This is a genomic window from Jejuia spongiicola (assembly GCF_023502325.1).
Classification (GTDB): Bacteria; Bacteroidota; Bacteroidia; order Flavobacteriales; family Flavobacteriaceae; genus Wocania_A; species Wocania_A spongiicola.
Genome location: NZ_JAMFLZ010000001.1, coordinates 788,520 through 809,595, shown reverse-complemented (window position 1 = coordinate 809,595; position 21,076 = coordinate 788,520). Strand labels below are relative to the sequence as shown.

Below are 21,076 nucleotides of genomic sequence, written 5' to 3'. Positions count from 1 at the left end.
ATATAATTTTTTCTTAGAGGATTACAAGTTTCTCTATTTTTTGTACTTTTTTATTTAGCAAGCTAGACCGTACTGTTAGCTTATATATATATACACCTTTTCCTATTTTATCTCCAAAATCGTCTCTTCCATCCCAAACAATATCTCGAGATAATGAGCTAGTTGTTTTTGTCCCTGCATTGGTTTGACCATTAAGTGTTTTTACCAATTTTCCTGAAACGGTGAATATCTGTATAGAAACGTCTAAAGGGTCTGAACTATTGTGATTAAACCAAAATTCTGTGTAATTTACAAAAGGGTTTGGGTAATTAAGAACATTGTTTATAACCAACCCTTCATCTTTATCGTGTACAATAAACTGAATTTCAGTAACTGACGAATTATTATAAACATCCCAAGCTTTTAAAGTTAAAGTATGAAGTCCTGGTTCTAAATCTCTAAAAGGAAATGAAACAACGCCTTTTTTATAATCATCAACTTCGGTTTGATAGTAATCGTTTAATATAAATGGGTTGGTTTCATCTCCATCTATAATGGCCACAATATCGTGACCGATACCACTTGCCGTATTAATACCATTATCATCTTCCAATTTAGCTAATAATGTTGGTGATTCGTTTGTAATTCCTCCTGACACAAAGTTTTCATCGTTCATATAAAGCGTAATTACTGGCCCTATATTATCTTCAGCCGCATTTTCGTTTAAACCTCCTATTCTAACAGTATTAAGGCTAACACCTGATTGATCTTGAAGCAGCTCTTCGTTTTTTGAATAGAAGCTAACTTTCCCAAAACCGACAGGAATACCAATATCTTTTGGTACCACAAAATCAAATTCGAATTGACCATTAGTAACTGAAGCTTGTCCTCTGAAAATAATTTCTCCTAAAGTTTCAAAGTCTAATTGTACTAATTGCCCATTTAATCTAGTACCATCATTTGCCAATGTTTGTCTATTTATATTCTTATCATAAATAGTTGTTGAAAGTGTTCCGCTATAATTGCTTAAAATAGCACCTGAAACATCTGTAACTTCTCCTGCTAGTTTTACATAACTTAGAGCTTTTAAAGTATCTGTAGCTTGAGTAACAGGCACATCGTTAATTCTTGTTAACCTAATGTTTGGCTTAGGAAATGCTAATTTCATAGCAGGGTCTCCAATAAAAAACACTAAGCGCCTTTGACTTTGATTTGAAATTGATGGTAAATTTTTTGTTAACCTTAAAGCTTCTGCCATTGATGGATACTCATAATCCTCAAAATTATCAGTATCATTAAACGAAAATAAGTATTGCTCTAATTCATTATTAAAGGTGATTCCAAAATTGACAAACACTTGCCTTGTAGTTGTAATTAAACCAATCGCTCCTGCTTTTTTATTCCAATAGGTAAACTCTCCAGCAGTATCTCTAAAAGGGTTATCAAATTTAGTAAACTCACAAGTTACCGTAACAAAACAATTGAGTTTACAAAAATTTCTAAAGCCTTCTACATCAGGTTTCGTTAGAATACGTTCTTGCGCCAATCCTTCCTCTCCACCATGCCCAAAATAATTAACCACTAATGCACCATTGTCTATAGCATTAGTTAAAGATTCTGTAACTTGTGGGTACCTGTTCCCTCCTGCTGAGGCTTCTTGTTTAAAAGCATCAGTATGAATTTTAATTACGTTCATAAATTGCTTTTCTTGATTAACAGTGTTCCCTACATTATCTGTAGTTTCTTGTAAAATGCCTTCCCAATCTTGATCAACATCATCTGAAATGACTACAAAATTATTACGCCAACTTCCGAAAGCTTCTTTTACGTAGTAACTTTCTATTTTATCAACCATTTCTTTGGCTCGTTGTGGAGTCTCGGCTAGTATTCTACCTACTGCCACATCTAATTTATCGCTTGTAGCCATCGTTCCTTCATTTGCATCCATCATCCCATAAAAGTCGTCTGAAACAAACGAATTGGTTAGATTAAAACTATTGTACGAATACCATGAAGGCATAATATTGGTATTATTAGCAATTCTATCTTTATAATCAAATGAGCCATCTCCAAATAAGCACAAATACTTTATTCTATTTTCTGGTGTACTGGCATTATCGTAAACATACTTTACTAAATTCCTTATTGCTCCAACATCTTGATTTCCTGTGCTAAACTCATTATATATTTCACTCAATCTTAAAACTTTAACATTCAAGTCATATTGATTCCTATTTATTTGAGCTAATCGTTCGGCTTGATTATACATATTATTTGGCGCAATAATAATATAATCGATATCCTGAAATTGGCCACTACTGTTCTGGAAAATAGTACCTTTTATATTTTGATTACTTATTCTTTTGTCATCACCTACTTTTGGTTCAAAATAATCTAATGGTGTTACAGCAACATAGGTTTTAAGTGATCCTAAGGTTGACATAAAAGACAGGTTATTACTTGCATCATCATTAGCATAACTTGTTACGTTATACAAATCGGTTACATCCCAAACCTCAGAAACTTGTGATGCATTTGAGATATTATATTGCCCAATGCCTGAAGCTGATACAACTGCACTATTTTTAAATTGAAATTGTTTATCTGTAAAACTTAAGGCTCTAGTCGCTTCAATTGAAATATAATCCAAATACCCTAAACCACTTGGGTTTCCTTGGTTGTCATAATTAAGATCTACACTTATATTAGATGAAGCTACATTTACGTTACCAATAAAAGACGATTCACTAGCTAAACTCGGGCTTGACGACCCTCCAATTGATAGTGTTGAAACGGCACTCCCATTAACACTAATTTGCATACTACTTTGTGTTGAAGATGCCGATGCTACATATACTTTAAGATTTATCGGACTAGACGTAACTAAATTAGGAAAATCGAACTCGAAAGTTTTAGCGTTTTCAATATCAAATCGATCTCCAAACCATCTCCTACCTAAAAAAGCAATATTATATTCATCTATTTCATGAAATTTGTAATCCTCAAAAGTATCAATAACCAAATCAGCATTCCCTATAGGCTGAATCATAGGCTGTATACGTTTACCAGAACCAGAACTTACATTTATATAATAATAAGTTTTATCGGTATAGCAATTAATATTGGTATTACTTTCTGAATTAAATTCTTTTGGTCCTTGGGCATAAAATAAAATATGATCTTCATTATTAAAAACACCATCTTCTTCTCCAATAAACCTTATAGCATTCTCGGTAATATCGAAAGGATAGGGTACGCCATTAGAATACGGAATCATGCATCCACCATTTCCGTATAACTTTATAGTTCTTGGATCTATACTATTTACGTTTACTCCTAAATCTTGTAAAAAACTTTTAGAAATTTTAAATACACCTGTTGTATCTACATAAAACTTAAACCATTCTCCAGAGCTTAATACTGAGTTTGTTATTACTCCAGATACACCATTACCCTTACTAAACAAAGATACATTACTAGTATTTGTATTATAATTTATTTGAAAAGATTGTACTTTTTTATAATTACCATTGGCATCCTTTATAATAGGGGTTAATTGAAAGTAAGCAAATTGTTGCGTCCTTGCTTTTGAATTTTTTAAAGCAAATTTTATTTCGCTACCAATAGTATTGATTTTTAAATCCTTTAATTCTTCTTTTGAAATTGTAGCATAACTAACATTACTAATAGATATTGAAGATTCGTTTATTGCATTTGAAATTTCCCATTGTGCAACAAATAGCAAACCTTCATTAAAATCAAAACTAAAATTATCAGTGTTAAAAGCTGGTATTTTTAATTCATAGTTTCCGCCAGAAATGGTTTGGTAACCATCCCAATTAACGGTAAACCTTTTTTGCTGCGAAAACATTGTTGCAGAAATAATTAAAAATAAAAGTAAAATTCTTTCTTTCATCGCTAGAATAACGGCTTTTGTAACATGTTATTATTAAAAAAAATAACAAATTTAAAAACCATAGCAAAAATACAATAATAAATTAGTAAAACACGCGTTTATTAAACACAAAACAATGATGAAAAACACCAAAAACATCGTTGTAATGTTAAAAAAATAGGGTGAAATGCATATTTTTTTGGTTAAAATGCAAAAAATTGCTTGTGTTATTCGGTTTAATTCTTATATTGCAGCACCAAAAATATTATTAGCTTACTTAAACGTATGGATATGAAAAAAGTAGTAGCACTAAAGGTTATGGTAGTTTTAGCACTATCTGTAACCGCTATTGGTTGTAAAAAATCTTCGAGCTCAAAGAATAGTTCTAGAGCAACAGGGTGGCAAATCAACGACAGAGAAGGTGGTTTTCAATACAATACCAATTTTAAAGAACAAGAAACTGCCCCAGGTTTAGTCTTCATAGAAGGAGGAACTTTTACAAAAGGAAAAGTACAAGATGATGTCATGCATGATTGGAATAATACTCCAACGCAACAGCATGTTCAATCTTTTTACATGGATGAAACTGAGGTTACCAATGTAATGTATTTAGAATACTTAGATTGGATTAAACGTGTTTATCCGCCAACAGACGATAATTTTAGAGCTATTTACCATGGTGCTTTACCAGACACTTTAGTTTGGAGAAATCGTTTAGGTTTTAATGAAATTATGACTGAAAACTATTTACGTCACCCAGGTTATGCTGAATACCCTGTTGTTGGTGTAAGTTGGATTCAAGCTGTTGAGTTTGCTAATTGGAGATCAGACCGTGTTAACGAATTTTACTTAGAAAAAGCTGGGTATTTAAAAAGAGATGCTAAAACTTTGGATGTAAATGCTGATGCTACTTTTAGTACAGATACATATATTAACGCGCCTACTTTAACTTATGGTGGAAATGAAGAAGTCATAAATGGTGACGGGCGTAATAAAAGAAATGTAAGAACTGATGCCGATGGTAACGAAACTGGTGTTTATGCTACTCGCGAAACTGGTATCATTTCTCCAAAATACAGGCTACCAACCGAAACTGAATGGGAATATGCTGCTCTAGGATTAGGCGAACTTAGAAGCTACAACCTTTATCGAGGTAGAAAAAAATATCCATGGGATGGTCAATACACACGCTCAGGAAAACGTAAAGTTCGTGGTGATCAATTAGCTAACTTCAAACAAGGAAAAGGAGATTACGGCGGAATTCAAGGTTGGTCAGACGATGGTGCTGATATTACTAATGCTGTTAAATCATACGATCCTAACGATTTTGGATTATATGATATGGCTGGTAACGTAGCCGAATGGGTAGCAGATGTATACAGACCTATTGTTGATGATGAGTTTAACGACTTTAACTATTACCGTGGTAATGTTTATACAAAAAATGCTATTAACGAAGATGGCTCTGTAAAAGTAGTTACTTCTGATGATATTGTTTACGATACGCTTTCTAACGGAAAAGTAGTTGCTAGAAATTTACCTGGTGAAATTCTACAAGTTCCAGTTGATGAAAACGAAACTTATTTAAGAACTAACTTTGATAAGAGTAATGCTATAAACTTTAGAGATGGAGATAGACGTTCTTCTCGTAACTTTGAAAGTTTTAACGATGATGAAGATTTAGAATCAGGAGACAAATCTGATACTGAAACTCGTCTAATGTATAATTCTCCAAAACACTCAATTTCTAGAGATTCATTAGGAAATATTATTAGAGAATACGATAAAAACGATAATAGATCTTCTTTAATTAATGATGAGGTTAGAGTTTACAAAGGAGGCTCATGGAAAGACAGAGAATACTGGCTAGATCCAGCTCAAAGACGTTATTTCCCGCAAGATATGGCTACAGACTATATTGGATTTAGATGTGCTATGTCTCGTGTAGGCTCAAAAAGCAAGTCTAAAAACAAAACAAAAAATTAAAAAGTTTCAAATAAATATATTTAAAAGTCCTAGCATTTGTTAGGACTTTTTTAATACTTTTAATTTATATAATTTATTAAGATACTACATATTGAAAATAGATCAAATACATAGTCTTTTCTTAGAGTGCAATTCGGTTTGCACTGATACTAGGAAAATTCAAAAAAACGATATTTTTTTCGCTCTTAAAGGCGATAATTTTAATGGAAACGTTTATGCAGAACAAGCCTTAAGTAAAGGTGCAAAATATGTAGTTATAGATGAAGCAAAATACAACACCTCAACTCATACTATTGTTGTAAATAATGTGCTTGAAACGCTTCAAGAGTTAGCTTCTTATCATAGAACATTTTTAAATGTTCCCATTATAGCTTTAACTGGCAGCAATGGAAAAACCACAACCAAAGAGCTAATAAACGCAGTACTATCTCAAAAAAATAGCACAACTGCCACTATTGGTAATTTAAACAATCATATAGGGGTACCTTTAACCCTACTTTCTATGAATTCAAATACTAAAATTGGAATTGTAGAAATGGGAGCAAATCATTTAAAAGAAATTGCATTTTTATGCAATATTGCCAAACCAGACTATGGTTATATAACCAATTTTGGAAAAGCACACTTAGAAGGTTTTGGAAGCGTTGAAGGCGTCATTAAGGGTAAAAGCGAAATGTATGATTATTTAATTGCTAATGATAAAACTATTTTTGTTAATGGGAATGATGCCATTCAACTTGAAAAAACAAATGATGCTAAAAGAGTTATTTTTGGGAATAATACTTTAGCAAATACTACTATTGATTTTATTGATGCGCAACCATTTGTTAAATGCAGATATAATGGCATAACCATAAAAAGTAAACTTATAGGAGATTACAACTTTAATAACATTGCAGCAGCCATTGCAATAGGGGAATATTTTGAAGTAGAAACTGAATCCATAAAAATAGCTATTGAAAACTACACCCCAACTAACAACCGTTCGCAAATAATTAATAAAGGGGATTACAAAATTATCTTGGACGCATACAATGCTAACCCTACAAGTATGCGTGCAGCGTTACTTAATTTTGAAAAGCAAACAGGATACAAAATAGCCATACTTGGAGATATGTTTGAGCTTGGTAATGATGCAGAACAAGAGCATCAAAATATTACAGATTTGGCTGTTTCTTTAAATATTGATAAAATTATTCTTATTGGCGAAAACTTTTATAAATCAGAAAGTAATTCTGCCAAAGTCCAACAGTATAAAGTATATGAAAACTTTAAAGATGACTTTAGCTTTTCTCAAATAGTACATGCTACACTATTAATTAAAGGATCTCGTGGTATGGCTTTAGAAAGAGTTTTAGAATTAATCTAACATCTATATATTAAAAAAAAGGTATCTGATTATTGGTTTATAGTCAGATACCTAAAATAATTCTCCTTAAGAATTAATTAATAGCATTACAAAGATGTATGAATATTAAATACTATGCAATACTCAATTTGAGTAATTACTGTATTTATACAAAATTCTTATTCATTTTAAGCATCCCAACTAACTCTCCTGTTGAAGATATATTTAATTTTTTAAGAATGTTTCTACGGTGAGTATCAACTGTGTTAGAACTTATATTAAGCCGTTCCCCAATCTCTTTACTTGAATGGCTTAAGACCAATAATCTAATAATATCACGCTCTCTGTTGCTAATACCATTAGTAAGTAGTTTCTGCGAAAAGTTATTAAAATATACCGTTTCGTATTCATTATTTTTGTTTAATAATTTAGCTGTAGCGGTAATATCTAGTTTTATTTTAGAATCTAGTACGGTGTAATGAGCTAGTCCAATTATAGGTTTTTCATCACTATCAAACTCAAGAGGTGTTGTATTTTGTACCACGTTAACATAGTTATCCTTTGCATCTTTAATCCGATAATTCCAAGTATAACACATTTTACTTCTTTCAGTAATATTAATATCGTTTAAAGTAAAATTCATAAGTTCATTTAAAGCCTTAAGCCATAAATCTAAATCTTCTGGATGCATTCTACTCCAAAAGTATCTCATACCACGGGTTTTTAATTCATTAATATCAAAACCCAAACAGGCATTCATATTTTTACTTATAAATTCAAAACTTAAATCTTGAGTATTAGTAATGCAAAAAAAAGTGGAGCTATATGGCAGATAAACATCTAGTTCTTTAATCTTTTCAATATGCTTTTCTAAGGATGGGTTTTCGTAGGATTTAAATATTTCTTTGTATACATTTTTAATGCTACTACTATCCATAAATGAGAGATTTTAATAAAAATAATGAAATTATTTTTATTGGCGAAAGCTTTTATGAAGTTACTCTCACCATTAAAATAAATATTACAAAAACATCAAACGTTTTATAATAATTATTCTTTTGCTATCTGATTTTTCAAATCATCTAACAGCACTTCTATTTTATTAATGATTTGCTCATTATTTAATACAGCTTTGTAAGATTCGCTTTGTTCTTGCACTCTATTATCATTAATATTGTCATCTCTTAATAACCAATTAAGATCTGCTTCAGGAAACTCTTCTATTATTTTATTTAAAAAATCTAAGGATACCTTTTTACCATTAATATACTGAGAAAGCTGGGAATAATTCATATCAAATTTTTCAGCTAAATCACTCAATTTATTATACTTAGTCTTAACTAATTGTCTTAGTTTATCTTCAAAACTCATAATTTAGAATCAATATGAATTATACAAATAATTAAATTTTTACTATTTTATTTAATTATTTGTATATATTTGTATAAATCTACTCATGTTTCACTCAAGTTATGACAAATTTAAACAAATTATACACATTATATGATGTGCATTCTAAGAAAGAACAGGACGCTTTAAAAGATTTACTCATAAATCATCTACCTAAAGAATATACAGCAAAAGTAATTCTTAAACTTTCTACTAATAATATAAATGTTGACTCTCAAACCGTCAGAAATACTAAAAACGGATTCAGCAAAAATATTTTAGTTTTTAATGCCATTATAGAAATAGCAAAAGATTATAAAGATATCTCAAACCGCTTAAGAGAGAACCTCCAAAAAACGAGTTAATGAATTAACAAAGCGTGCTTTGTTATAATATAAACACAACTTTTTAATAGCAGGGATTAATTTGCCAAAGATAAAAGGCTTAAGTGTGTTTTAAATACCAAACCTAAACTGTATACCCTACAGTTTAGGCGAGGTATACTTATTATTAGTATTATTTACTGGAAAAAACAAAACTTATACAAAAAAGTCCCGATGCAAATGTATCGGGACTTTTTTAATGTGGGCGCGAAGGGATTCGAACCCCTGACACTCCCGATGTAAAATCGGGATGCCCTGAACCAATCTATATACTATTGTTGATTAATTTTTCAATCATTTTTCTACTCTTCCAATTTTTAATTTGTAATTCTCTTTTTAAAGAATCTGAATTGGAATAAAAAACTTCTTGATATTTCAATACCCAATCTTTAGCTTTTGAAGTAAACCCTTTATGGTTTGATAAATGTTTTTCTAAACGAACATCGATATCTTTAGTTGAACCTATATAATATTTATCCAAAGTTTTTGAATATAATATATAGACGTAATAATTCATAAATATCAGTGTATAAAAAAAGCTTCCAGTAATGGAAGCTTTTTGTGGGCGCGAAGGGATTCGAACCCCTGACCCCTTGGGTGTAAACCAAGTGCTCTGAACCAACTGAGCTACGCGCCCTCTAAATTGGACTGCAAATATAACCTAGTTTTTAATATTGCAAAAACTTTTTCAATAAAAATTAAATAAATTTTCACTCTTAAACTAACTATTCATTTAAAGCGCTATTACTCTACTTCTTTCATCCCTATAACAACTTTAGTAACAACCTTTTGCCCCATCATTTCAAAATTCATATCAATAGTAGATAAAGTAGGTACTCCTGAAACTTTATCAATATTCATAACACCCGTTAAGCTTCCTGTAGAGGAACCAGAGATATCGCCTTTAACATCTATTACTACTTCTTTATCATTAATAGATTTAACAGTATAAGTACTATTAATTTTCATTCCGTTATTATCTTTTTCTGCTGTCCACGAATACCCAACGGTTACGGCCTCTTTAGGATAAACCACACTTTCAGCTTGACTGGTAAACTGGTCTGCATTTCCTGTTCCTTCTAACATCTTCATTTCTAAGACTTCTCCATAGATATTAGTTTTAGAAGATAAAACTGTTTCGAGCATAGGTTTCATTTGCGTACTCATCATTTTAGCCATTTCATCTAAATCTTCTTCCTTAAGATTCGAATCGTAACTTACTTTCATACCGGCTTGTTCCATATACATTTTAATACTCTTAAAGCCTATTTCTGAACTATAGACTCCATCATTAACATCAATGATTTCCATAGGCATTTCCATGGCCATATCCATAATCATAGCTCCTTCACCCATATTTTGCTTCATATCCATCTCCATTATATACTTATCACCTTTATTATAGTTTAGCCTTAAAAGTGTTGATTCTTGAGCAAATGATACAGTAGTTACAACTAGTAATAAAAGTGTAAAGAGATTCTTCATAATGTTTGTTTTGTTTTTATTTTTTGTTTTCAAATATAGTCTAAAAAAGGAATTGTACTAAATTACTTCTGCTACCACAAAAGTGCTGCCTCCTACGAATACAAAATCGTTTGAATTGACATGCTTTAATGCTTCTTTATAGGCTTCTTTTACAGAGTTGTAGGCTTTACCTTTTAAATTAAGTTTATCGAATATAGATTTAAGTTTATTGGCATCCAACCCTCTAGGTATATCTGGTTTACACAAATAATAAGTGGCCTTTTGAGGTAATAAATCTAGAATTGAATTTAAATCTTTATCATTTACAACACCAAAAACAATATGAAGCTGCTCAAATTTTTCATTTAAAAGCTGTCGCATTACGTATTGCAGCCCTTCTCTGTTATGTCCTGTATCGCAAACTACTTTAGGCTTTTTATTTAAAACTTGCCATCGTCCTAGCAATCCTGTATTTTTAATAACACTCAGTAAACCCTTTTTTATATTTTCTTCAGATATATTATACCCATTTCTATTGAGTTCCTTTATTGATTGGATAACTGTTTTAATGTTTTTTATTTGGTAACTTCCTAATAAATCTGATTTATATACTTCAGTTATCTCTTTATCTGCGAAAGCTATGTTTGATTTACTCTTTTTTGCTAAATCTTTAAAAACAGATTGAGTTTCTTTTTGAGTTTCGCCAATAACAACTGGAATATTTGGTTTTATGATTCCTCCCTTTTCAAAAGCAATAGCCTTTAGTGTATTTCCTAAAAACTGGGTGTGATCTATCCCAATATTTGTAATGACTGATACTTCTGGTGTAATAATATTAGTAGAGTCTAATCGTCCTCCTAAACCCACTTCAACAACGGCAATATCTACTTTCTTTTTTGAAAAATATTCGAATGCCATACCAACAGTCATTTCAAAAAACGATAATTGATTTGCTTCGAAAAAAGCTTTGTTTCGCTTTATAAAACCAATAACATATGACTTACTAACTTCTTTGCCATTTATTTTGATACGTTCTCTAAAGTCTTTTAAATGAGGAGATGTATACAAACCAACATTATAGCCTGCTTCTTGTAAAACAGAAGCTAGCATATGGCTAGTTGACCCTTTGCCATTTGTTCCTGCTACATGAATAGATTTAAAATCATTATGTGGTTGCCGTAAGTGATTAACCAGTAAAATAGTATTACTTAAATCTGTTTTGTAAGCCGATTTACCTTGTTTTTGATACATTGGCAGTTGAGAAAACATCCAATTTAATGTATCTTGATACGTCATTATTTATTGGCCAAGTTTAAAGTTTACCTTAACAAAACCGATTTGTTTTGCTGGCGCTTTAGAATCTGCTGGCCATTTATGAGACATGGCTATTTTTTTTGCAGGAACTAGCAAACATTGGGCTGTATTTGTTGTGCCTTTTACTCCAGGAGTAGCCTCAACTACATTGCCACTTCTGTTTACAACAATTCTAACGATAACCATTCCAGATTCGTTACAATCTTGCTTAAGTGTTTTGTATGTTGCTCGTCCTCTACCGTTTAAACCGTAACCTACGCCACCACTACCAGATCCAGAACCTGGTCCAAAATAACTTGGTGCATAAGGGTCGCCATTTAGTTGTCCTTTATCGCCTGCTTTATTATCGTTGCCTTCACTACCAGTTTCACTGCCTTCAGATTTACTAACACCTCCTATTAAAGCATCTAGTTTTTTCCTCTTTTCATCTTCCTCTCGCTTTTTTTTAGCAATTCTATCGGCTTCCGCTTTTGCTTTAGCATCAGCGATGGCTTTTGCTTTTGCTTCAGCTTCTTTCTGTTTTTTTATGGCTATGGCTTCCGAATTATCTTCAGTTAAAACCTCTTCTTTAGTGTCAGATGATTTTGTAGGTTCTGCTTTTGAAACATCTGGTTGCGGCGGCTCTTCTACTTTTCGAGGCTCAGATTTCACAGGTTTTTTAGGCTGTACATTCCCTTTACCAAAATCTGTTGTTCCAAAATTTACTGCAACACCGTACTCTTCTGGAGGGTCCATATGAGCACATCCTTTAACTACAAACAATAACAAAAGCAAAATCAGCACAATCAGCAATGTGATTCTAGCAGAATTCTTTTCATGTATTGTTTCAAAATATTTCATCTCTAATTAGGCTTTACAGCTAAAATGACTTTAAATTTATTTCTATTGGCGATGTCCATTACTTTCACAACATTCTCAACTGGCACCGATTTTTCGGCTCTTAAAACTATGGTTGGTTTTTCTTGAGAAGATAATGCTGCCAATAATTCATTCTCCAAAACACTTACGCCTACTCGTTTTTGATCGATATAATAGGTCAAATCTTTTTTAATACTTACCGCCACCGATCTTTTATTTTCGGTTTTACCACTTGCTTTGGGTAATATGATATCAATAGCATTTGTGGTAACCAAAGTGGAGGCTATCATAAAAAATATAAGTAACAGAAATACAATATCTGTCATGGACGACATATTGAACTCTGGCGTAACTTTATTTCTTCCTCTAAAATTCATCTATTCTAAATTTTTAATCATTTATTTCACACTACGTTGGTTCGTTTAAATGATCTAAAAACTCTAATGAGTTAGCTTCCATTTGATACACTACTTTATCTGTTCTAACTACCAAATGATTGTAAGCAATGTATCCAATAATTCCAACTATTAAACCTGCTACTGTGGTTGTCATTGCAGTATATAATCCGCCTGCTAAAACATCCATTTCAATGGTTCCTCCTGCATTAGCCAATTCAAATATTGCTAATATCATTCCAACTACCGTACCAAGAAATCCAATCATAGGTGCTGCACCAGATATTGTTGCTAGAATACTCACGTTTTTTTCTAAGCCATATATCTCTAATCGTCCAGCGTTTTCTATTGCTGTATTAATATCAGCAAGCGGCTTTCCTATTCTAGAAATACCTTTACCTATTAATCTTGATACAGGTGAATTTACTTGCGCACAAAGCATTTGTGCCGAGTCAATTTTACCGTTACTTACGTGGTCTTTAATTTGATTCATAAAATTGGCATCTATTTTTGATGCTGCTTTTATAGCAAATAATCTTTCAAAATAAATGTAAGAAGCCACAATAAGCAGTAAAAATAAGAGTGCAATTATAACTTGTCCTGCAGCGCCACCGCTACTTATTAATTCTATGATCGAAAGTGTTTTTTCAACCGATTCATCAGTAAGCACTTCTGCTTCATCTTGTGTGTTTAGTAATAAAATATTTAGCATATAATTCAATTTATTGCAACTGTATAACGTATCTTTTATTGTTAAAGTATAGCAAAAATGCTTTTTGCTAGATTCTCACTATTGAGAGAATGATCTGTTTATTTGAAATCTCGATAAAAAATCGAAACCTATTTTTTCAATTAAAATAAAGTTCTAGTAAACATAAAGGCTACTGAACCTACTAAAAAGCCAACTGCAGCTAACCAAGCAATCTTTTTTAAATACCAGAAAAAGTCAATTTTCTCCATTCCCATTGCCACAACACCTGCTGCCGAACCAATAATTAACATACTACCACCTGTACCCGCAGAAAAGGCTATAAAGTGCCAAAGTTCATGATCTATAGGCTCAGAAAACATACCTAAACTAGCCGCAACTAAAGGCACATTATCAATAACTGCAGATCCTATACCTAAAAATAAAACGACTAAATCTGACACTCCTCCTTCATGCAATTCAGTTCCCAGTTGTGGAGTATTTCCTCTTAACCAATCTGCAGCACCAAATAAAATTCCTAAAGATTCTAAAGCGGCAACCGCCATTAAAATTCCTAAGAAGAATAAAATACTTGGCAATTCAATTTTTGATAATGAATGGTGTACAGGACTGTGCATAGCATGAGCATCACTTTCCTCTGAATCAACTTCAGTCATACTAAACTTAGAATTACTGTAAATTTCAGCAAAAATTGCCACTACACCTAGAGATAGCATCATACCAACGTATGGTGGCAAATGTGTAATCACTTTAAAAACTGGTACAAAAACAATAGCTCCTAAACCAAGATATAGCATCGTTCCGCTAAACTTAGATTTTTTCTTAGTTGTAGTTTCTTTTTCAAGTTCCAAATCGCCTTTAAAGGCTGGTAAAAATGATGCGATAAATGTTGGTACAGCCATACATAAAAAAGATGGTAATAATAAATACCCAATTAAATGACCTGTAGTTACTTTTTTACCAATCCATAACATGGTTGTTGTTACATCGCCTATAGGAGACCAAGCACCACCCGCATTTGCAGCAATAATAATTAAGCCTGCATACCAAATACGAACACTTCTATCTTTTACAATTTTTTGAAGGATAGAAATAAGTACAATAGTTGCAGTAAGATTATCTATAATAGCCGATAAAATGAATGCTAAAATGGCGAAAATCCAAAGTATTTTACTTTTCTTTTTTGTTTTTATAAAGTCTTTAATTGTAGAAAAACCATCAAAATAATCAATGATTTCAACAATGGTCATGGCTCCTAAAAGGAATACTAATATTTCTGAAGTTTTACCTAAATGATGTAAAAGTGTTTCTTCCATAAGATGCATCTTATCTTCAGAAGCAAAATCTCCAAACCCTTCTAACAATGAATGTTTGGAAGAATCAAACCATTGGGGGAAGCTATCTATACCTAAAGCAATTAACGCCCAACAAATAGCCATCATGACCAATGCAGGAATTAGTTTATCAATTTTTATATTATGCTCAAGGGTAATGGCTAAATAGCCCATTACAAATACTAAAATAATCGCAGCTTCCATATATATTTGGTTTTTATATTAGTTGGTTTAAGGCAATCTCAAAAGCTGTTGCACTTATTCCTGTTTTACTTTGGTTTTTATTATAAACTTTTTCTATAGCTTCTTTAATTTTATTTGAGGTATCGTTAAATATCGCTTCATCTGTCATTTGTACACGGCGTTCCATAAAATATGCAAAAACACGTGCCATTCCGCAATTAGAAATAAAATCTGGTATTAAACTTACTCTATAATCTGTATGCTCCATTATAGGACCAAAGAAAATCTCTTTATCTGCAAAAGGCACATTAGCTCCACAAGATATAACTTCTAAGCCACTATCTATCATTTCATCAATTTGGTGAATCGTAATTAATCGTGATGCCGCACATGGTGCAAAAATCTCAGTGTTAATAGACCAAATTTTTTCGTTAACTTCTTCAAAAGGAATTAAATTTTCAGCAACAAGTGTGTTTCCATTTTTTGCTAAGAACAAGTTAGTAATTTCTTCGAAAGTAAAACCATCTTCATTAATTAATCCTCCTGCTATATCAATTATGCCAACTACTTTGGCTCCCATTTGCGATAAATAAAATGCTGCCGCTGCTCCTACATTACCAAAACCTTGTACTACGGCACGTTTACCTTTAATGTCTCCACCATAAATAGCATAATATTGTTTCACTGCTTCGGCAACACCAAAGCCAGTTATCATGTCTGCTACAGTATATTTTCTTGAAACACTTGGTGAGTATATTGCGTTTTCTATAACCTTAATAACCCCTTGTCTTAACTGTCCAATTCTATTAATTTTATCAGCTTCAGTAGGTTTAAAATGTCCATTAAAAACACCTTCTTGTGGGTGCCAAACACCGCTTTCTTCTGTAATAGGAATAACTTCGTGAATTTCATCAACATTCAAATCGCCGCCTGTACCATAATAACTTTTAAGTAATGGCGACACTGCGGCATACCAACGTTCTAATACACCTGTTTTACGAGGGTCTTTAGGGTCGAAATTAATACCCGATTTTGCACCTCCAATAGATGGACCAGATACGGTAAACTTAATTTCCATGGTTTTTGCTAAAGACAAAACCTCATTCATATCCAAACCTTTTCGCATTCTTGTTCCGCCTCCTGCAGCGCCTCCGCGAAGCGAATTTATAACCGTCCAACCCTCTGCATCCGTTTCAGGGTCTTTCCAATTAAAAACAATTTCTGGTTCTTTATTTTCGTATTTTTTTAATAATTCTTTCATTTCTTAATAATAATCATTTAATTTTTTGCTTAATCTTTTTAGTGTTTTTAGTATTTCTTCTTAAGCAAAGCTAAAGCTGATTCATATGAAAGGTGTTAAAATTATTAATTTAACAAATATAAAAAACTAAAAGTCCTTTAATATTAAATTTTAATAAATTTTAGGGAAGATATATTTTACCAGAACTATGGTCTTTATTCGCGCCTGTTACACTTTGTAAACAATTGGTCTCGTTTCTTAATTTTAGCACGCCTAAAAAACCAAAAATAATGGCTTCTTTAAATTCAATAATGTCGTTTGATGGGGTTACTATTTGATTACTAGAGCGTGATTTTATACTTTCAATAAGAAAGGTGTTATACGCGCCACCACCCGTTATAAGCAAGCTAGCATTAGCATCACCGTTTGTTACTTTTAAAATTTGAATAGCAACATGTTCAACAAAAGTTCTTAAAACATTTTTCATGTCTAATTCAAACGAATCTATTAAGGGGAATATATTAGTATTAACCCATTCTAAGCCTAAAGATTTTGGTGGGCTCTCTTTGTAAAAATCAAGAGCATTTAGTTGTTCTAATAGTTCATTATTTACAGTTCCTGTTGACGCTATTTTACCTTCATCATCAAAGTTAAAACCAAGTTGCTTTACATAATAATTTAGCACAATGTTTACAGGACAAATATCGTAGGCTATTCTTTTGCTTTTATGATCAAAAGATATATTAGCAAAGCCTCCTAAATTAATACAGTAGTTGTATTCTGAAAACAATAACTGGTCACCAATTGGAACTAAAGGCGCACCTTGGCCACCAAATTCAACATCCTGCACTCTAAAATCGCAAACTACTTTGTTGTTTACCAATCTCGCCATATTTGGCAAATTACCAATTTGATAGGTTAGTTTGTTTTCTGGTTGATGTAAAGCGGTATGACCATGAGAGCATATCGCATCTACATCGTTTATATTATTCTTTTCAATAAAGCTGTTGATAATATTGGACAAGTAAACTGTATAATCTTCATCAATTTGTTGCAATTCCTTTAAAGAATATGAGACTAAATTTTTAAGGATTTCATGCCAATAATTATTGTAAGCAACTGTTTCTGTATGAATTATTTTAAACTGCCATGTTTGCTCAAATTCAAACGTAACATATACCAAATCTATACCATCTAACGATGTTCCAGACATCACTCCGATAACATTATATTTCGATTTCATCATATTAAGTAGCTGTTAAACAATAACTAATTGAAGTTTGACTGTTACTTAGGTAAAAGTAATCATCTTAAATAAAATGATGAAAGAATTTACAAGCGAAAACTAAGCTATAATTTTTAAGAATTCACAATTAAAAGCTATATTTGTAAACATTTTTTACCAAAACAAGATTTTAATTACGAATTATGGATTTTAACCTTTCTGAAGAACATTTAATGATACGCGATGCTGCTCGCGAATTTGCACAAACCGAATTGCTTCCAGGAGTTATTGAACGCGATAATAAACAAGAATTTCCTGCAGAATTAGTTCAAAAAATGAGCGATTTAGGTTTTATGGGAATCATGGTCGATCCTAAATACGGCGGAAGCGGTATGGACGCCATATCTTATGTTCTTATTATGGAAGAACTATCAAAAATTGATGCCTCTGCTTCTGTAATTGTATCGGTTAATAATTCGTTGGTTTGTTATGGTCTTGAAGCTTATGGAACTGAAGCTCAAAAAGAAAAATATTTAACCAAACTAGCTACAGGAGAAAATATTGGTGCGTTTTGTTTAAGCGAACCCGAAGCTGGTAGTGACGCTACGTCGCAAAAAACAACAGCTATAGATAAAGGCGACCATTATATTATTAATGGCACAAAAAACTGGATTACAAGTGGCGGACGTGCCGATGTGTATTTGGTTATTGCGCAAACCGATCGTGATAAAGGATCTCATGGTATTAATGCTTTTATTGTTGAAAAAGGCATGGAAGGGTTTCATGTAGGGCCAAAAGAAGATAAATTAGGCATTCGCGGAAGCGACACACATACGCTGCAATTTAATGATGTAAAAGTGCCTAAAGAAAATAGAATTGGAGATGATGGTTTTGGTTTTCGTTTTGCTATGAAAACCTTATCTGGTGGACGTATAGGTATTGCTTCTCAAGCACTTGGTATTGCTCAAGGTGCTTATGAGTTGGCTTTAAAATATTCTAAAGAGCGTAAAGCCTTTGGCACCGAAATTTGTAACCATCAAGCCATTGCTTTTAAACTTGCCGATATGCATACCGAAATTGCTGCTGCCAGACATTTAGTTATGAAAGCAGCTTGGGATAAAGACCAAGGAAACAATTACGATATGTCTAGTGCGATGGCAAAATTATACGCTTCAAAAGTGGCTATGGAACACACCGTTGAAGCGGTGCAAATTCATGGTGGTAACGGCTTTGTAAAAGAGTACCATGTGGAGCGTTTAATGCGTGATGCTAAAATTACGCAGATTTATGAAGGCACTTCAGAAATCCAGAAAATTGTGATTTCTAGGAGTTTAATTAGGGGGTAGATTTTGCCTTATATTATTTGCTTTAAGTATTTTAGTGATTTTTCACTCTCCTACTGTTTTAGCACTTATTTCATATGGTCAAGTCACAAGATTTCTACTTTAATTTAATAGTTTTCTTTTTTTCATTGTTTTAAGAATAAAGTAAATCATTAATGAAACTAAAGCAGAATAAAACCAAAAGTCGTATTCCATAACGATTTTTCTGTTTTCAACTGTTTCGCCTATAAATTCAAAGAACCAAAATAATAGAAAAATTGCGGTTAACCCATTCTTTTCCTTTTTTAGAACCTTCTTTATTCTAAATGAGTGTCTGTGCCTCTTATAGTTCTTAAATGTGGGAATAAAAGCAGGAACATTGTTTGCCCAATCTAAATAATGCTTACCAAATTTATTTCTCAAAAAACTTTCTTCCGCGTACATAATCCGTTCATAGTAAAACGCATAGAATAATATAAATGCAATAATAAACCAAGAATTCTCGGTAAGCATAGCAACACCTAACCAAATAAAGAAATTACCAACATACAAAGGATGTCTTACCAATGAATATAGTCCAGTTGTATTTAGAACATCAGCTATTTGTCCTTCTTTTGTGTTTCTACCTGAGGTGTTTTTGGGAGAATGTCCCACTGTAATTATTCTAATTAACAATCCGAAAAGACAAATCCCTAAACATATAAACTTATAAGATTTGGTAAACCAAGTTTCAGTTGCTTCTTCAATTCCTAAATATTCTGTATTAATGTAAACTCCTAATCCAATTAATAAAATAATTAACGGTAAATAGCTTCTATTTTTGAATAAAAAATCGCCTTGTTTTTTAAGTTCTTCTTGTAATGCCATTATTAAAATTTAAATGTTAATCCCACTTGATATGAGTTATTTTCGCTTGAAAACGATAATTGAAAACGCTCTTTTTGATATTCTGATGTAAATAAATAAGTACTGCCAATACCGACTACAATACCACCAAGTACATCCCATGCGTCATGTCTATCGTTAAAACCTTCTGTTCTACTGTAAGCCACAAAACCTGCTAAAGCATAAGCAGGAATGCCATACTCCCAACCATATCTCCTTTGAATAAAAGCAGCACTTTGAAAAGCCACAGATGTATGACCAGACGGAAAGGCATGACCATCGGTAGCACCATCAGGTCTTGGTTTGTTAATTGCGTATTTTAAAGCATATGTAACTGCTAAGTTTGTACTAAATGCTTTTACAAATTGCCAACTCCCTTTTTTATCGCCTTTAATGAGTGTTCCTAAAAATGCAGTTGCAGGCAATGCCAATTGAATAACATCTCCTGCGTCTTGTATATCTTTTTCAAATCTTAATTCACTGGGACTATCATCCTGAGCTCTTATAGCTTTGAAAGAAAACAGAAGTAAAAAAATAAATAAATACAATTTGATATTTTGCATTGTGTATTAGAATTTATAGGTAAAACCAATTAAAAAGATGTCCCTCGTGCCACTGAAAGAGAGTTGAAAATGTGCTCTTTGATATTCTGTAATAAAAATTAAGTTACTCCCTAAACCAATAGCAGCTCCAGCCAGAATATCCAAAACATCATGTTTCTTTGCATCTACTCTACTTGCAGCAGTAAAACCAGCCAAGAGATAAGCAGGAATACTATATTTAAAGCCATAACGTCTGTGTATAAAACCAGCGCTATGAAAAGTAGTTGATGTATGACCAGAAGGGAATGAATTATTGTTACTTAAGTCTGGTCGTGGTTTGTTAATACTCCATTTTAAACTATAGGTAACTGCTTCTGTTAAAAGTAATCCTTTAGTAAATTGCCAGGGGCCTTCTTTATCTCCTAAAATATACGTAGAACCAATTGTAGCTACAGGAAGTGCTATCAATACTACATCACCAATTTTTTCTGTTATATGCGATTTAGTTGAATTGCTAGTATCTTGTGCTTCGAATTGAGAAACTATAGATAAGAATAAAACAAAAAAGACAGTTTTGAAAAATGAAATGTACATAAGTTGGGAATACTGATATTTCCCAAATAAA

19 protein-coding genes and 1 tRNA gene are annotated in these 21,076 nt (G+C 32.2%); 4 read left to right on the top strand and 16 right to left on the bottom strand.

Annotation, left to right across the window (positions count from 1 at the left end; genetic code table 11):
* Positions 1 to 13: 13 nt before the first annotated feature.
* A complete protein-coding gene (porU, locus tag M3P09_RS03725) occupies positions 14 to 3,895 on the bottom strand; it encodes a type IX secretion system sortase PorU (protein ID WP_249972076.1) in 3,882 nt (1,293 codons plus the stop codon).
* A gap of 264 nt (positions 3,896 to 4,159) precedes the next feature.
* Between porU and gldJ the strand changes: the two genes are divergently transcribed.
* Together gldJ and M3P09_RS03715 are read left to right on the top strand one after the other, a co-directional pair.
* The gene (gene gldJ / locus M3P09_RS03720; RefSeq protein WP_199099684.1) at positions 4,160 to 5,860 is read left to right on the top strand and encodes a gliding motility lipoprotein GldJ; all 1,701 of its coding nucleotides are present in this window, start codon (positions 4,160 to 4,162) and stop codon (positions 5,858 to 5,860) included.
* A gap of 91 nt (positions 5,861 to 5,951) precedes the next feature.
* Complete coding sequence (locus M3P09_RS03715) at positions 5,952 to 7,229, top strand: UDP-N-acetylmuramoyl-tripeptide--D-alanyl-D-alanine ligase (RefSeq protein ID WP_249972075.1); 1,278 nt, start codon at positions 5,952 to 5,954, stop codon at positions 7,227 to 7,229.
* Between the two features lie 145 nt (positions 7,230 to 7,374).
* Here M3P09_RS03715 and M3P09_RS03710 read toward each other — a convergent pair whose 3' ends face one another.
* Together M3P09_RS03710 and M3P09_RS03705 are read right to left on the bottom strand one after the other, a co-directional pair.
* Positions 7,375 to 8,145 (bottom strand): LuxR C-terminal-related transcriptional regulator, encoded by a 771-nt coding sequence (locus tag M3P09_RS03710; RefSeq protein ID WP_249972074.1) that lies wholly within the window; start codon positions 8,143 to 8,145, stop codon positions 7,375 to 7,377.
* Positions 8,146 to 8,258: 113 nt separating this feature from the next.
* Positions 8,259 to 8,579: a helix-turn-helix domain-containing protein gene (locus M3P09_RS03705; RefSeq protein WP_099564571.1), complete on the bottom strand. Its 321-nt coding sequence runs from the start codon at positions 8,577 to 8,579 to the stop codon at positions 8,259 to 8,261.
* 101 nt (positions 8,580 to 8,680) lie between these two features.
* On the opposite strand from M3P09_RS03705, the gene M3P09_RS03700 reads away from it, so the two are divergent.
* Positions 8,681 to 8,962: a hypothetical protein gene (locus M3P09_RS03700; protein ID WP_099564572.1), complete on the top strand. Its 282-nt coding sequence runs from the start codon at positions 8,681 to 8,683 to the stop codon at positions 8,960 to 8,962.
* Between the two features lie 283 nt (positions 8,963 to 9,245).
* Here M3P09_RS03700 and M3P09_RS03695 read toward each other — a convergent pair whose 3' ends face one another.
* The 10 genes from M3P09_RS03695 to M3P09_RS03650 form a co-directional block, all read right to left on the bottom strand.
* Entirely contained in the window at positions 9,246 to 9,497 is a 252-nt protein-coding gene (locus tag M3P09_RS03695; RefSeq protein WP_249972073.1) for a GIY-YIG nuclease family protein, read from the bottom strand.
* Between the two features lie 45 nt (positions 9,498 to 9,542).
* Positions 9,543 to 9,617 (bottom strand) — tRNA-Val (locus tag M3P09_RS03690).
* Between the two features lie 107 nt (positions 9,618 to 9,724).
* Positions 9,725 to 10,465, bottom strand: coding sequence for a DUF6263 family protein (locus M3P09_RS03685; protein ID WP_249972072.1), 741 nt, complete (start codon positions 10,463 to 10,465; stop codon positions 9,725 to 9,727).
* A 57-nt stretch (positions 10,466 to 10,522) separates the two neighbouring features.
* Complete coding sequence (locus tag M3P09_RS03680; protein WP_249972071.1) at positions 10,523 to 11,740, bottom strand: bifunctional folylpolyglutamate synthase/dihydrofolate synthase; 1,218 nt, start codon at positions 11,738 to 11,740, stop codon at positions 10,523 to 10,525.
* Positions 11,741 to 11,743: 3 nt separating this feature from the next.
* Positions 11,744 to 12,598 carry an energy transducer TonB gene (locus M3P09_RS03675; protein ID WP_249972070.1) on the bottom strand — a complete coding sequence of 285 codons (855 nt, stop codon included), beginning with the start codon at positions 12,596 to 12,598 and terminating at the stop codon, positions 11,744 to 11,746.
* A gap of 2 nt (positions 12,599 to 12,600) precedes the next feature.
* The gene (locus M3P09_RS03670; RefSeq protein WP_099564576.1) at positions 12,601 to 12,993 is read right to left on the bottom strand and encodes an ExbD/TolR family protein; all 393 of its coding nucleotides are present in this window, start codon (positions 12,991 to 12,993) and stop codon (positions 12,601 to 12,603) included.
* A 31-nt stretch (positions 12,994 to 13,024) separates the two neighbouring features.
* On the bottom strand, positions 13,025 to 13,723 hold the full coding sequence (locus tag M3P09_RS03665; RefSeq protein WP_249972069.1) for a MotA/TolQ/ExbB proton channel family protein: 699 nt from the start codon (positions 13,721 to 13,723) through the stop codon (positions 13,025 to 13,027).
* A gap of 140 nt (positions 13,724 to 13,863) precedes the next feature.
* Positions 13,864 to 15,258 carry a sodium:proton antiporter NhaD gene (gene nhaD / locus M3P09_RS03660; protein ID WP_249972068.1) on the bottom strand — a complete coding sequence of 465 codons (1,395 nt, stop codon included), beginning with the start codon at positions 15,256 to 15,258 and terminating at the stop codon, positions 13,864 to 13,866.
* A 13-nt stretch (positions 15,259 to 15,271) separates the two neighbouring features.
* Positions 15,272 to 16,498, bottom strand: coding sequence for a Glu/Leu/Phe/Val dehydrogenase dimerization domain-containing protein (locus M3P09_RS03655; protein WP_099564579.1), 1,227 nt, complete (start codon positions 16,496 to 16,498; stop codon positions 15,272 to 15,274).
* A 160-nt stretch (positions 16,499 to 16,658) separates the two neighbouring features.
* On the bottom strand, positions 16,659 to 17,723 hold the full coding sequence (locus M3P09_RS03650) for an anhydro-N-acetylmuramic acid kinase (protein WP_249972067.1): 1,065 nt from the start codon (positions 17,721 to 17,723) through the stop codon (positions 16,659 to 16,661).
* Between the two features lie 182 nt (positions 17,724 to 17,905).
* Between M3P09_RS03650 and M3P09_RS03645 the strand changes: the two genes are divergently transcribed.
* The gene (locus M3P09_RS03645) at positions 17,906 to 19,048 is read left to right on the top strand and encodes an acyl-CoA dehydrogenase (protein ID WP_249972066.1); all 1,143 of its coding nucleotides are present in this window, start codon (positions 17,906 to 17,908) and stop codon (positions 19,046 to 19,048) included.
* 99 nt (positions 19,049 to 19,147) lie between these two features.
* Here M3P09_RS03645 and M3P09_RS03640 read toward each other — a convergent pair whose 3' ends face one another.
* From M3P09_RS03640 to M3P09_RS03630, 3 genes are read right to left on the bottom strand one after another with little or no spacing between them, the layout of a single operon-like run.
* Complete coding sequence (locus M3P09_RS03640) at positions 19,148 to 19,891, bottom strand: methyltransferase family protein (RefSeq protein WP_249972065.1); 744 nt, start codon at positions 19,889 to 19,891, stop codon at positions 19,148 to 19,150.
* A gap of 2 nt (positions 19,892 to 19,893) precedes the next feature.
* Positions 19,894 to 20,472 (bottom strand): phosphatase PAP2 family protein, encoded by a 579-nt coding sequence (locus tag M3P09_RS03635; protein WP_249972064.1) that lies wholly within the window; start codon positions 20,470 to 20,472, stop codon positions 19,894 to 19,896.
* Between the two features lie 6 nt (positions 20,473 to 20,478).
* Positions 20,479 to 21,045 carry a phosphatase PAP2 family protein gene (locus M3P09_RS03630; RefSeq protein WP_249972063.1) on the bottom strand — a complete coding sequence of 189 codons (567 nt, stop codon included), beginning with the start codon at positions 21,043 to 21,045 and terminating at the stop codon, positions 20,479 to 20,481.
* Positions 21,046 to 21,076: the final 31 nt, after the last annotated feature.